The organism is Streptomyces sp. NPDC048248, assembly GCF_043201875.1.
Taxonomy (GTDB): domain Bacteria; phylum Actinomycetota; class Actinomycetes; order Streptomycetales; family Streptomycetaceae; genus Streptomyces.
This window is the reverse complement of the sequence record NZ_JBICZL010000009.1, coordinates 72,609-85,572: the sequence shown is the minus strand read 5'-3', so window position 1 is coordinate 85,572 and position 12,964 is coordinate 72,609. Positions and strand designations below refer to the sequence as shown.

General features: G+C 71.8%; 13 protein-coding genes. 10 read left to right on the top strand and 3 right to left on the bottom strand.

The window, feature by feature from the left end; translation table 11 throughout:
* Positions 1 to 6 precede the first annotated feature (6 nt).
* The gene (locus ACGFZW_RS20660) at positions 7 to 591 is read left to right on the top strand and encodes a 2'-5' RNA ligase family protein (RefSeq protein WP_393894607.1); all 585 of its coding nucleotides are present in this window, start codon (positions 7 to 9) and stop codon (positions 589 to 591) included.
* A 48-nt stretch (positions 592 to 639) separates the two neighbouring features.
* Here the strand turns inward: ACGFZW_RS20660 and ACGFZW_RS20655 are convergent, their stop codons facing one another.
* Entirely contained in the window at positions 640 to 1,395 is a 756-nt protein-coding gene (locus ACGFZW_RS20655; protein ID WP_393894606.1) for a decaprenylphospho-beta-D-erythro-pentofuranosid-2-ulose 2-reductase, read from the bottom strand.
* A 101-nt stretch (positions 1,396 to 1,496) separates the two neighbouring features.
* The gene (locus ACGFZW_RS20650) at positions 1,497 to 2,921 is read right to left on the bottom strand and encodes an FAD-binding protein (RefSeq protein ID WP_393894605.1); all 1,425 of its coding nucleotides are present in this window, start codon (positions 2,919 to 2,921) and stop codon (positions 1,497 to 1,499) included.
* Between the two features lie 287 nt (positions 2,922 to 3,208).
* On the opposite strand from ACGFZW_RS20650, the gene ACGFZW_RS20645 reads away from it, so the two are divergent.
* The 4 genes from ACGFZW_RS20645 to ACGFZW_RS20630 all read left to right on the top strand — a co-directional run bounded on the left by ACGFZW_RS20645 (position 3,209) and on the right by ACGFZW_RS20630 (position 6,293).
* Positions 3,209 to 3,796 carry a phosphatase PAP2 family protein gene (locus ACGFZW_RS20645; RefSeq protein ID WP_393894604.1) on the top strand — a complete coding sequence of 196 codons (588 nt, stop codon included), beginning with the start codon at positions 3,209 to 3,211 and terminating at the stop codon, positions 3,794 to 3,796.
* Positions 3,789 to 4,757 (top strand): decaprenyl-phosphate phosphoribosyltransferase, encoded by a 969-nt coding sequence (locus tag ACGFZW_RS20640; RefSeq protein ID WP_393894603.1) that lies wholly within the window; start codon positions 3,789 to 3,791, stop codon positions 4,755 to 4,757. Before ACGFZW_RS20645 ends, ACGFZW_RS20640 begins: the two co-directional genes overlap by 8 nt.
* A gap of 77 nt (positions 4,758 to 4,834) precedes the next feature.
* Positions 4,835 to 5,251: a GtrA family protein gene (locus ACGFZW_RS20635; RefSeq protein WP_393894900.1), complete on the top strand. Its 417-nt coding sequence runs from the start codon at positions 4,835 to 4,837 to the stop codon at positions 5,249 to 5,251.
* A gap of 19 nt (positions 5,252 to 5,270) precedes the next feature.
* Positions 5,271 to 6,293, top strand: coding sequence for a YihY/virulence factor BrkB family protein (locus ACGFZW_RS20630; protein WP_393894602.1), 1,023 nt, complete (start codon positions 5,271 to 5,273; stop codon positions 6,291 to 6,293).
* A gap of 50 nt (positions 6,294 to 6,343) precedes the next feature.
* Here the strand turns inward: ACGFZW_RS20630 and ACGFZW_RS20625 are convergent, their stop codons facing one another.
* Positions 6,344 to 7,666, bottom strand: a complete 1,323-nt coding sequence (locus ACGFZW_RS20625; RefSeq protein ID WP_393894601.1) for a D-alanyl-D-alanine carboxypeptidase family protein — start codon at positions 7,664 to 7,666, stop codon at positions 6,344 to 6,346.
* 100 nt (positions 7,667 to 7,766) lie between these two features.
* On the opposite strand from ACGFZW_RS20625, the gene ACGFZW_RS20620 reads away from it, so the two are divergent.
* The 5 genes from ACGFZW_RS20620 (at position 7,767) to ACGFZW_RS20600 (ending at position 12,702) form a co-directional block, all read left to right on the top strand.
* Positions 7,767 to 8,060 (top strand): SCO4848 family membrane protein, encoded by a 294-nt coding sequence (locus ACGFZW_RS20620; RefSeq protein ID WP_393894600.1) that lies wholly within the window; start codon positions 7,767 to 7,769, stop codon positions 8,058 to 8,060.
* Positions 8,061 to 8,090: 30 nt separating this feature from the next.
* Entirely contained in the window at positions 8,091 to 9,389 is a 1,299-nt protein-coding gene (locus tag ACGFZW_RS20615; protein WP_393894599.1) for a metallophosphoesterase, read from the top strand.
* 207 nt (positions 9,390 to 9,596) lie between these two features.
* A complete protein-coding gene (locus tag ACGFZW_RS20610) occupies positions 9,597 to 9,908 on the top strand; it encodes a hypothetical protein (protein ID WP_393894598.1) in 312 nt (103 codons plus the stop codon).
* 53 nt (positions 9,909 to 9,961) lie between these two features.
* Entirely contained in the window at positions 9,962 to 11,398 is a 1,437-nt protein-coding gene (locus ACGFZW_RS20605; protein ID WP_393894597.1) for a hypothetical protein, read from the top strand.
* A 113-nt stretch (positions 11,399 to 11,511) separates the two neighbouring features.
* Positions 11,512 to 12,702, top strand: a complete 1,191-nt coding sequence (locus tag ACGFZW_RS20600; protein WP_393894596.1) for a S8 family serine peptidase — start codon at positions 11,512 to 11,514, stop codon at positions 12,700 to 12,702.
* Positions 12,703 to 12,964: the final 262 nt, after the last annotated feature.

Below are 12,964 nucleotides of genomic sequence, written 5' to 3'. Positions count from 1 at the left end.
AACGCAGTGGGGACCGTAACGCTGGGCGTTTCGATCGCGGTCCCGGAGCCTTACGGAAGCTTCCTGCAGAGGAAGCGCGAGGGCTTCGGGGACCCTGCCGCACACGGCATCCCCACGCACATCACCCTCCTCCCGCCGACGGAGGTCCCCGTCGAGGCGCTGCCCGGTATCGAGCGCCACCTCGCCGAGGTCGCGGCCTCCTTCCGCCCCTTCCCCCTCCGCCTGGAGGGCACCGACACCTTCCGGCCCCTGTCGCCGGTCGTCTTCGTGAAGCTCGCCGAGGGGGAGGCGGCCTGCACCGCGCTGCAGGCCCGGATTCGCACCGCGTCCGGCCCGTGCGCCCGTGAACTGCAGTTCCCATACCACCCGCACGTCACGGTCGCCCACGGCATCGCCGAGGAGGCGATGGACCGCGCCCAGGCCGAGCTCAGGGACTTCTCCGCGACCTGGACGATCGGCGGGTTCGCGCTCTACGAACAGGGCGCGGACGCGGTGTGGCGGCTGGAACGGGAGTACCCCTTCGGCCCGCAGACGGCCGGAGTGCCGCGCCAGGCCGCCGACCTCTCCCGGCCGCCTGCCCCTTCCTGCTGACTCCGGCTCCTTCTCTGGCGGCGCCGTCACCCTCGCCGCCCCCTCACCTCACATCGGCAGCCGGCGGAACACCGCGCGCGGCGCATGCCGCAGCGCCGACATCACGTACCGCAGCGCGCCCGGCACCCACACGATCTCCGCGCGCCGCCGCAGCCCGTCCTCGACCGCCTCGGCGACCGCCTGCGGCGTGGTCGCCAGGGGCGCCGCCGGAAGCCCGGCCGTCATCTTGGTGCGGACGAAGCCGGGCCTGACGACCATCACGTGGACGCCGCTGCCGTGCAGGGAGTCGCCCAGGCCCTGGGCGAAGGCATCCAGGCCGGCCTTGCTGGAGCCGTAGACGAAGTTCGAACGGCGCGCCCGCTCGCCGGCCACCGAGGACATGACGACCAGCGAGCCGTGTCCCTGGCTCCGCAGCGCCTGGCCGCAGATCAGGGCCGCGGACAGCGCGCCCGTGTAGTTGGTCCGGACGACCTTGAGCGCCCGCGCGCAGTCGTTCTCGTCGCGGGCCTGGTCGCCGAGCACCCCGAACGCCAGCAGCACCATGTCGATGTCCCCGTCGGCGAAGATCTTGCCGAGGGTCTCTTCGTGCCGGTCGGTGTCCAGCGCGTCGAACGGGACCGTGCGGACGTCGGCGCCCAGGTCCCGCAGCCGGTCGGCGGATTCCTCCAGCGCCGGGGAGGGGCGGCCGGCCAGCCAGATGGTGCGGGTGCGGCGGGCGGCGAGGCGGGCGGCGGTGGCCAGCCCGATCTCGGAGGTGCCGCCGAGGACGAGCAGGGACTGGGGGGCGCCGAAAGCGTCTTTCATGACGGGTGCGTCCTTCACAGTGGGCGGGATGGATGGGATGGACGTATGCGTGCGGGACGGGGCGTGGCGGGCGCGGTTCGCGACGGCCGCCGGGCCGTGACCTAGAGGCCGAGCCGGCGGGCGAGGTCGGAGGTGAAGACCCCGTGCGGGTCCAGCTCGGCGCGCAGGGCGCGGAAGGCGGGCAGGTCGGCGTACATCGCGGACAGCAGCTCGGGGCGCAGCCGCGAGTCCTTCGCCAGGTAGACCCGCCCGCCCGCCGCAGCGACCTCCTCGTCCAGCTCGTCGAGGAACGTGCCCAGGCCCGGCAGCCCGGCGGGGATGTCCAGGGCAAGCGTCCACCCCTCGGTGGGGAAGGACAGCCAGCCGGGTCCGGCGGGGCCGAAGCGTTTGAGCACGGCGAGGAAGGACGGGCACCGCCGGTCCCCGATGCGGTGCACGATGCGGCGCAGCGTCTCCTCCTGCCCGTGCCCCACCACGAACTGGTACTGGACGAAGCCGCCGCGGCCGTAGATCCGGTTCCAGTGCGGCAGACCGTCCAGCGGATGGAAGAACGCGGACAGCCGCTGCAGCTCACCGGTGCGACGGCGGGGCGCCTTGCGGTACCAGAGCTCGTTGAACAGGGCCACGGCCGGGCGGCTGAGCAGGCCATCCGGCAGATGACGCGGTGCGGGCGGCAGCCGGCCGGGCCGGAAGGCGAGCGCGTCGCGCCGCGCGCGGGGCCCGAGGGCTTCGGCCGGTGCGTGGTCGCCGCGGGTGAGCACCGCCCGGCCGCGCGCCCGGCCGCGGGCGAGCAGGTCGATCCAGGCGACGGAGTAGCGGTAGCGGTGGTCGGTGGCCGCCAGCCGGGAGAGCAGGTCGTCCAGGTCCGTGGCGCGCTCGGTGTCGACGCTCATCAACGAGGTCTCCACCGGCAGGAGTTGGATGACCGCCCCGAGAATGATGCCGGTCAGGCCCATGCCGCCGGTGGTGGCGTCGAACAGGTCGGTGCCGGGGGCGACGGTGCGGACCTCGCCGTCCGCCGTGAGCAGCTCCAGGGACCGTACGTGGCGGGCGAAGGAGCCGGAGCCGTGATGGTTCTTGCCGTGGATATCGGCGCCGATCGCCCCGCCGACCGTCACGAAGCGGGTGCCGGGCGTCACCGGCACGAACCAGCCCAGCGGCAGCAGCACCTGCATCAGGCGGTGCAGGCTCACCCCGGCGTCGCACGTCACCACGCCCGCCTCGGCGTCGATGCCACGGATCCGGTCCAGCCCGGTCATGTCCCAGACGGTGCCCCCGGCGTTCTGCGCGGCATCGCCGTACGCCCGCCCGAGCCCGCGCGCGATGCCGCCGCGCGGCCCGCACTCCCGCACCGCGGTCACGGCGTCCGCCGCTGAGCCGGGACGGACCAGGCGGGCGGAGGTCGGGGCGGTGCGGCCCCAGCCGGTGACGGACCCGACGGGGCCGGTCGGGGTGCCGGCCAAGGGGTCCGCGGAGCCGGCCGGGACGGTGGGGGGAGAGGGCGCGGAGGTCACGTCAGGCGGCATGCCACCGACCGTAGTGCCGGGGATCAGGCGATAAGCCGCTATTGCTCCCGCCTGCGCCCGCTCCTCGCCGAAAAGAGTGATTAATGGTGTGTCTGGGCTAATCATGAGGAAAGTCTGCCGTCGGGCAGTGAGAGTCGAAGAGTCAACGCCGCACCGGCGAAAGCGCGTGCCCGTATCCGTACGGGGCCGAGCCCGCGGCGCCCACCCCGCACCGACATACCGGCACCGACGCACAGGCACGACGTACAGGCACCGACCCCAGGCCATCGCCCTCGACGAGCTCACGGATGCGTACGCACGGTAGGCACCGTACGGATCGGATAGAGGTGACCCCGCTGTCTCCCGAAGATCTCGACCACCGACTGCTCGTGGCGCTGCGCGACTGCGGCGCGGACGCCCGGGTCGCCGCCGTCGCCCGCGCCCTCTCCCGCGGCGGCGAGCACGGCGCCCTGTGGCTCGCCGCCGGTCTCGCGGGCGCCGCGGCCGACCGGCCCCGGCGCCGCACCTGGCTGCGCGGTACGGCGCTGATCGGCGGCGCGCACCTGGCGAGCATGGCCCTCAAGCGGGCCGTACGCCGCCCCCGCCCCCGTGTGGCCGACCTCGCCCCGCTCGTCCGCACCGCGGGTGAGCACTCCTTCCCCAGCTCCCACGCCACCTCGGCCGCCGCCGCCGTGGTGGCGCTCGGCGCGCTGCGGCCCGCGGGCGCGGCGCTGCCCGTGCTGGCCGCGGCCGTCTGCGTGTCCCGCATCGTCGTGGGCGTCCACTACCCGACCGATGTCGTGGCGGGTGCCGCGCTGGGCGCCCTGACCGCGCGGGCGGGTGCGGGCTGGATGCACGCGGCCGTATCGGCCTCCCCGGGCGGCACCCATGGGTGAGCACACCACCCTCCTGGAGGAGCAGCCGCCGAGGCCAGGCGGGCCCGTCACCCCGCCCACCGCGTCCGCCCGCCGGTCGCGCTGGGTGGCCCTGCCGCTGGGCCTGCTGCGCACCACCCGTCCGCGCCAGTGGGTCAAGAACGTGCTCGTGGTGGCCGCGCCTGCGGCCGCGGGCGACCTCTTCCGCCGCCAGACGCTGAGCCAACTCGCGGTGGTCTTCGTCCTGTTCACGGCAGCCGCGGCCGCGGTCTACCTGATCAACGACGCGCAGGACGCGGCGGCCGACCGGGCGCACCCCGACAAGTGCCGTCGCCCGGTCGCCGCGGGCGAGGTCCCGGTGGCGTTGGCGTACACCGCCGGAGGGCTGCTGGCGCTCCTCGTGCCGTTGGCGGCGGCCGTGCTGTGCAACGCCGCTACCGCCGCGCTGATCGTCGCCTACCTCGTGATGCAGCTGGCCTACTGCGTCAGCCTCAAGCACGTCCTGGTCGTCGACCTCGTCGTCGTCACCAGCGGCTTCCTGATGCGGGCGATGTCCGGCGGGCTGGCGCTCGGCATCCCGCTCTCCCGCTGGTTCCTGATCACCGCGGGCTTCGGCGCGCTGTTCATGGTCTCCGCCAAGAGGTACTCGGAGGCCCTCCGGGCGACCGGCGAGAAGGGGCAGACCCGCGCGCTGCTGCGCGAGTACACCGAGGGCTATCTGCGCTTCGTCTGGCAGCTCGCGGCCGGCGGCGCGGTGCTCGCGTACTGCCTGTGGGCGCTGGAGAGCGGCAACAGCGCGGACGTGCTGCCCTGGCGGCAGTTGTCGATGGTGCCGTTCATCCTCGCCGTGCTGCGGTACGCCGTCTTCGCCGACCGGGGCACGGCCGGCGCACCGGAGGACGTCGTGCTGCGCGACCGGACACTGGCCGTCATCGGCGTGGTGTGGATCGGGATGTACGCCATGGCCGTCGCGGACGTATGAGCGAAACGCCCACCGCCGCTCCGCCGCGCGAGGAGCCCGGGAGCGGCGCGCCGGGCCGCCGCGGGCTGCTCGCCGAGATGGCCGGCTTCGCCGTCGCCGGCTGCCTCGCGTACGCCGTCGACCTCGGACTGTTCCTCTGGCTGCGGGGCCCGGTCGGCCTGGGGCCGCTCACCGCGAAATCACTGTCGTTCCTGGCCGGTTGCACGGTCGCGTACGCCGGCAACGCGGTCGGCACCTACCGGGGCGCCACCGCGGGCACGAGCCGGCTGCGGCAGGCCGCGGTCTTCCTCGCGGTGAACCTGGCCGGCGCGCTGGTCCAACTCGCCTGCCTCGGCATCTCGCACTACGTGCTCGGTCTGACCTCACGGCGCGCGGACGTGGTGTCCGGCGCGGGAATCGGCATGGCCCTGGCTACCTGCCTGCGTTTCTGGGGTACACGGAGGCTAGTGTTCCGCATCTCCGGGGGCACCCGTCGCAAGACGAGAAGGGCATGAGGCGCGAGAGGGGAACGCCATGGACCGGCTGAGCAAGCTGCCGGTGATCGGACTGGCCGCGACCTGGCTGATGACCACGCACCTCTGGCGCGCCTACGAGCGGATGCTGCGGGTCCGCTGGACCAGGCTCGCCGCCGCGATCACCTTCACCAGCTTCGTCGCGCTCTTCCCGCTGCTCACCGTCGCCGCCGCCATCGGCGCCGCACTGCTCAGCGACGGCCAACTGCACACCCTCCAGGGCAAGCTCGCCGAGCAGATCCCCGGCATCTCGGGGCAGCTCGACCTCGCCGGCTTCGTCGACAACGCGGGAACCGTCGGCCTCATCGCAGGTGCCGCGCTGCTGCTCACCGGCATCGGCTGGGTCGAGGCGCTGCGCGACTGTCTGCGCGCCGTGTGGGAGAAGGGCGACGAGGGCGCCAACTTCTTCGTCAGCAAGCTGCGGGACGGCGCACTGCTGCTCGGCCTCGGTGGCGTCGCCCTGCTCTCGGTCGCCTGTTCGATCTTCGCGTCCTCAGCGGTGGGCAAGGCCGCCGATGCGATCGGACTGCCGCAGGGCGGCATCGGCAGCAGCCTGCTCTCCGCCGCCGGCTTCTGTATCGCCGTGCTCGCGGACTTCCTGCTCCTCGTCTACGTCCTGACCAGACTGCCCGGAGCGGAGCCCCCGCGCCGCGCGGTCGTGGTCGCCGGCCTCATCGGCGCCATCGGCTTCGAACTGCTGAAACTGCTGCTCAGCGGCTACCTGCAGGGCGTCGCCTCAAGAAGCATGTACGGCGCCTTCGGCACCCCGATCGCGCTCCTCCTGTGGATCAATTTCACGGCGAAGCTGCTGGTGTTCTGCGCGTCCTGGACGGCGACGCAGGACCCGGAGAGCGAAACGGCGGGGGAGGAGACCGAGGCCGACGGGGGCTCGGGGAGCACGGCGGATGCCGGGGCCGACGACACACCGTCAGGCGGCGCACGCGGCGGCGCGTCCGGGCCCGCCCCCGCCGGTCCCGCAGCCCGCCCACCCGGCACCTCGGCCGACCGGCGGCTGCGGACGTAGCGGACGGCGTAAGCCCCGGGCGCGCCGCAGCGGGCCGACCTGCGCTCAGCTCACTTCCGGCGGCGGCCCCGTACGAGGTCCGGCAGCGGCCAGTGGCGGTGGACACCGGCCGCCAGGATGCCCAGCAGCACCACGGCGCCGCCCATGAGCGCCACGGCGGTCCAGGCGCCGCCCGAACCGTGCGAGGAGTCCAGCGCCGCCTGGGTGTGGTGCTGCCCGCCCTTCTCGTTCTTCTTGTCGGCACCGACCTTGGTCGCGTCACCCTCTTCGCTGCGGGGTCCGACCAGCCGCCCGACGGGCTCCACCTTCGTGGCCGCCGCGAAGCCCCAGTCGAGGAGCTTGGCCGCCTCCCGGTAGGCCTCGTTGTGCTCCTTCTTCCCCGGGTTCATGACCGTGACGAGGAGCTTGCGGTCGCCGCGCTGGGCCACACCGGTGAAGGTCGCCCCGGCGTTGGTGGTGGAACCGTTCTTCACACCCGCCATGCCGGGGTACGGCTTGATGTCGAAGTCGCCCACCAGCAGACGGTTGGTGTTCTGGATCCCGAAGCTCTTCCGCTTGCCGTTCTTCCCCGCCTCGGCGGGAAACTGCGCGGTGGGTGTCGAGCAGTACTCGCGGAAGTCGGCGTTCTGCAGGCCCGCCCGGGCGAACAGACTCAGGTCGTACGCGCTGGAGACCTGGCCCGGCGCGTCGTAACCGTCCGGCGTGACGACATTGGTGTCCGTGGCGTTCAGTTCCTCGGCGCGCTGCTGCATCTGGGCGACGGTGGCCTTCGTGCCGCCGTTCATCGCCGAGAGGGTGTGCACCGCGTCGTTCCCGGAGCGCAGGAAGACACCGAGCCACAGGTCACGGACCGAGTAGGTCAGGTTCTCCTTTATGCCGACGAGGCTGCTGCCCTCGCCCATGTCCGCGAGGTCGGCGGGCTTGACCTTGTAGTTCTGGTCCTTGCGGAACTTCGGGATGAGCGTGTCGGCGAAGAGCATCTTCAGCGTGCTGGCCGGGGCCAGCCGCCAGTGCGGATTCTTCGCGGCCAGGACCTTGCCGGACTCGGCGTCGGCCACGATCCACGAACGGGCCGTGAGCTGGTCGGGCCCCGGAAGCTTCGGCGCCCCGGCCTTCAACCGGACCTGGACGCCGGGCGCACCCAGATTTTTCCCGCCGACCTGCGACATCTTCGCCGGCGGAGCGGGTGCCGCGGGAGGCTTGGGTCCGTCCTGCGGATCGGCGTACGCGGTGCCGGCCAACAGCAGCGGCGACACCAGCAGCGCGGAAGAAGCCAGCGCGGCGGCGGTACGCACAGGAAACGCCGTGCGCACCGGGGCGGCGCCGGTGGTGGGAGTAGGGACAGCCGTGGAAGCAGAGAAGGTCGTCGGCACGTCGGTGAACGTACCCGTCCCGGGCCGTGTCGCCGCCGGTACCCCACGGAAGAGTGCCCCTGCCGACCGCCGGATGGAGGCTCTGCCCATACTGGAACTCATGAAGCTCTCGCGCCCCGTCTCCTGGTTCCTGCTCGCCTTCGGGGTCTGGAGCTGGTTCATCTGGATCACTTTCGTCAAAAACCTCTGGAACGACGGGAGCGGACTCGCCTTTGACGACGCGGGTGACCCGACCGCCTACTTCTGGGTGCATCTGGTGCTCGCCGTGACGTCTTTTCTCTTGGGGACGGCGATCGGCGTGATCGGGTTCCGTGGAGTACGCGCTCTGCGCCGCCGGTCGGCCGACGACACACCGGACGGCACGCCCGAGCAGTCCTCGCCGTCCGCCTCCTGAGGACCTGAATAACGGACACGTGGAGTAGCCGTGATCTTCGCCCTGATCGTGGTGCCGGTCATCGGACTGTTCTTCGGCGTGCACCGCTACCTCTGGTGCCGGCTCGTCCGCGACACCACCACACCCGGCAGCCGGCTCCGCCGCGCCGGCACCGTGGCCGCCTACGTCCTGCCCCTGACGGCCTTCGGCGCCCTGCTCTCCGGTCGCTCCGGTGCACCCCTGCCCGTCCAGCAGGCACTGGCCTGGCCCGGCTACCTCTGGCTGGCCCTGGTGCTCTACCTCACCCTGGCGCTGCTGGTGGGGGAAGTCGTCCGGCTGGTGTGGCTGCGGGCGTCCCGGGGGCCGCGGGGGCGCGACGGCGGGAAGGACTCCGGCGCCCCGGACGGCCGGGAGAACAGAGCCGAGCCGGATGGCCGGGCGGAGCCCTCTGCCCCGCCCACCGCGCAGGAACAGGCCCCGACCCTGCTTCCGCCCGGCACCTCCGCCCTGCCGTCCCCGCCGTCCCCACCCCGCCGTGTCTTCATCGCACGGGCGGTCGCGGCAGGCGCGACCCTCGCCGCCACGGCCACCGTCGGCTACGGCGCCGCGACGGCCCTGCGTACTCCGCGGATCAAGCACGTCACCGTGCCGCTGGCCAAGCTGCCGCGCGCCGCCCACGGCTTCCGGATCGCCGTCGTCAGCGACATCCACCTCGGCCCCATCCTCGGCCGCGGGCACACCCGGCGCATCGTCGAGGCGATCAACCGCACCGGCCCCGATCTGGTGGCCATCGTCGGCGACCTTGTGGACGGCAACGTCGCCGAACTCGGCCCCGCCGCCGCACCCCTGCGCGATCTGCACGCACGGCACGGCGCGTACTTCGTCACCGGTAACCACGAGTACTACTCGGGCGCCGCCCAGTGGGTCGACCACGTAAGGGAGTTGGGCGTCCACCCGCTGGAGAACGCCCGCACCGAACTCCCCGGCTTCGACCTCGCGGGCATCAACGACCTCGCCGGCGAGCCCGAACACCAGGGCCCCGACTACGCCCGCGCGTTGGGCGGCCGCGACACCTCCCGCGCCGTCGTCCTGATGGCCCACCAGCCGGTCACCATCCACGACACCGTGCGCCACGGCGTGGACCTCCAGCTCTCCGGCCACACCCACGGCGGCCAGATGTGGCCCGTCACCTACATCGCCGAGGCCACCAACCCCACCAACTCCGGCCTGGCGCGCTACGGCGACACCCAGCTCTACGTCACCCGTGGCGCCGGCGCCTGGGGCCCGCCCGTACGCGTCGGAGCCCCGCCGGACATCACGATCGTCGAACTGGCCTCGCTGCGGGCGTGATCGTCTCGGACAGGTTGCGCTGCGTAGGTAACAACCCCTCTACAAATCCGGTGCCCATCTTGCGCGAAATCGGACTAGTCCCGACATTCGATCTTGCAGTCGAGGGGGTCAACTCCCTAGTCTTTATTGACTTTACGTTGCCCTTACCGTGCCTTCGTGGGCGGCGCGAAGGGGACGGGCAGGACACGCGGGGAACGGGGAGAGCAGATGGCTGAGCGGTTCAAGGTCGACCTCGACGAGCTGGACGGCGTTGTACGTCAGCTGAAGCGCCTTCAAGGCGATATGGACGAACCGAGCCAGAAGGTGAAGTACAGCACGAACATCCCGAAGTCCGCATTCGGGGGCGAGTTCATCGAGCGAGGCAGGCTCGCCAACGCCCACGACCAGATGCAGGGGTACATGACGGAGGTCATCACCGCCCTCCAGGACCTCATCCGTGACTTCGGGGACAAGACGGAAGCCAGCCGCGGCGCCTACGAGGACCAGGAGCACAACGCCAAGACCTCGATGAACGGCTGAGCGACGCACGATGGACGCACGACAGATGGTGATGAGGACGAAGGGGGGCCTGCATGGTTGACGCCGCGCAGGAGTACGAGAGCGCCAAGACGATGGAGCGGCAGCGGAAAGCGGACGAGCGGGAAGAGCGGCTCAGCGCGTTCAAGGGCCAGCGCGTCACTCCCACGTCGCCCTCCGACTTCCATCACCGAGGAATCAGCGAGCTGCGTGCGTTGGTCGAGCACGCCAACCCCGACGCGATCGAGAACTCCGGCAACCACTGGCGCGCCTCTGCCGACCGTCTCGCTGGGCAGGACGGGCGCGGCGGCATCCGCAAGGCCTTCATGGACGCCGTGGACCACGCCTCGGCTCACTGGCAGGGCTCTGCCGCCGAAGCCTTCCGCCGGGAAGCGCTCAAGGTGCTCGACAAGGTCGACAGGACGTACGGGCACGCCAGGGTTGTCGAGCGCACGCTGATCGGCACGCGGGAATCCGGTCCCGAAACGGGCGTTGCCCACAACCTTCGCGAGGCCAAGAAGACCATGTCCGGGATCAAGGATCCCGGCAAGGTCGACAGCGCCCTCGATGACAGCGGGGACGACGCCCAGTTCCACCGGGACATGGCCAACCCGAAGATGGACGCCCGCATGGCGCTTGAGCTCAACAGGGACAGCCTGTCGCTGAGCAAGGAGCGCCAGGTCGAGGCCGTCATCGTGATGGACGAGCTGGCGGCCAACTACGAAGCTCACTCCGGCATTCTGGAGGAAGGGACCGATCCGGGCGGAGTCAAGGGTGACTGGCCCAAGCACCCCTCGTCGAGCTCCTCGCCGCCGCCGGTCAACATGCCCGTGATCGGCGGCCCGCGCCCGAAGCCGTCGTCCGTGACTCCGAAGATGCCCAATGGCGCGGGCGGATCCGCGGTGCCGGAAGGCTTCGACGGGCCCAAGATCAGCCGGCCCGAGCTGCCCGTGCAGACCGGACTGGACAGTGTGCAGGGCGGCACCATGGCCCCGCCGACGGGCGGCGGCTCACTCGGTGGTGGCGCGCCCGGCGGTGGCCACGGCGTGAGCGGCGGCACAGGCGGAGCCTTCGGCGGAGCGATCCCCGTGGGTGGCATCGGCGCTCCCGGCGGCGGCGCGGGCTCTGGAGCGCGTGGCGCCGGTGGGATGCGCGGTGGCGGTATGCCGGGCGCCGCGGGTGGCAGCAACGCGGCACGTGGCGGCGCTGCCGGGCGCACCGGCGCGCAGGCACGTACCCGAGGTGGCATGGCCGGTAAGCCGGGCGGCCCGACGGGTGGCGCCAAGCAGGGCGGCTCCGGATTGCACCGTAGCCGCGGCGGCCTGAAGGCGGGCACCGGGCAAGGCGGCAAGGGTATGGCAGGCGCCCCCGGAGCCAAGGGGAACCGGAACGAGGAGAAGGAGCGCACCACCAAGCAGCGCCCCGATTACCTCGTCGAGGATGAAGAGACGTGGACTCCACAACGTAATGTGGCGCCTCGCGTCATCGAGTAAGCGGGCGAAGCCGTCGCACGGCGGCCCGCGAGGACGGCCCCGCACCTGAGGTGCGGGGCCTCTCCTCAGGCGGAACACAGCCGCCCGGACAGCACAGCAAGAAGGAGCGAAGGATGAGGGTCACCCGAACACTGCGTGCGACGGTGGGTGCTGCGCTCACGGGAGCGCTGCTGCTGGCCGCGGGCGGTACCGCCTCCGCAGATCAGACACGCAAGGATCTGTGGCCGCTGGAGGCGTTCGGGGCCCAGCAGGCGTGGCAGTCGGCCACCGGCAAGGGCATCACCGTGGCGGTGCTCGACAGCGGTTTCCGCAAGTCCCACCAGGACCTGACCGGACAGTTCGTCCGGGGCGAGAACTTCGCGAACACCACGCAGGGCGACGGGTCCAAGGACCTCGCCCCTGGGGAGGATCTTCGCGACCACGGAACCGCCATGGCCGGAATCATCGCCGGTCACGGGCACGGGGCAGGGGGCTCCGACGGCGTCAAGGGGCTGGCGCCCGGCGCCAAGATCATGCCGCTGCCGACGTACAAGAATGGCGCGGCCGCCACGCGATACGCGGTCGATCACGGCGCCGACGTCATCAACATGTCCTTCGAGGAGACCCCGTCCGCTGACACCTGCGCGTCGATCCACTACGCGGTGGAGAAGGGCGTGGTGGTCGTGGCCGGTGTCGGCAACGGCGGCAACTCGGTGAAGAACTACCCGGTGGCGTGCCCCGGCGCGATCGGCGTGGGAGCGGTGGACGAGTTCGGTGAGGCATCCGACTCGAACAACGTCAACACCACTCTCGATCTTCTCGCCCCGGGTGTGAAGGTCCCGGTCGCGATGGGCAAGAGCGACTCTGCCTACCGCACTGCGGACGGCAGCTCGGCCGCCACGGCCTACGTCTCTGCCACCGTCGCGCTCCTCAAGGAGAAGTTCCCGGACCTCACTCCCGGCCAGATCGCCAACCGGCTGGTCAAGACGGCCGGCCTGCCGCAGGCACAGAAGGACAAGCACCTCAAGCTCCCGGACACGCACTACGGCTACGGCTTCATTCAGCCCGGCCCGGCTCTGCGACGCGATATCGCGGCGGGCCCGGCCCAGGGCCCGTTGCCCATGCCGAAGGGCGCGGCGCCGCAGGAACCCGTCAAGGCCGGTGCCGACAAGGGACAGGACCCCGACCCGCCCATGGGCGGGAAGCAGAAGCTCATGCTCTACGGCGGTATCGGCGTCGGTGCGCTGATCGTGATCGGCATCGTGGTCGGTGTCGTGGTCGCCGTCCGCCGCCGAAGCAGCGCCGGAAGCCAGGCCTGGGGCTGACTCACCGCAGGCCGTCGCACTGACGCCTGCTGAACGCGCCTGTACGAGAAGCTGCCGCCCGATCCGCACCGGGCGGCAGCTTTCTCATGTGGCGGCGTGACATCGGTCCCTCATCCGAGGCCCGGAACGAGACGCCTGCGCTGTTGATGGTCGGCCTCGCCCGTACGCACCCTTCGCGCTCCCGGCACCCGAGAGGGCTGCCGACCGTTCCCACACGGTCGGCGGCTCTCCTTTCGTTCCCTTGGAGCGACCGCTGCCGGTC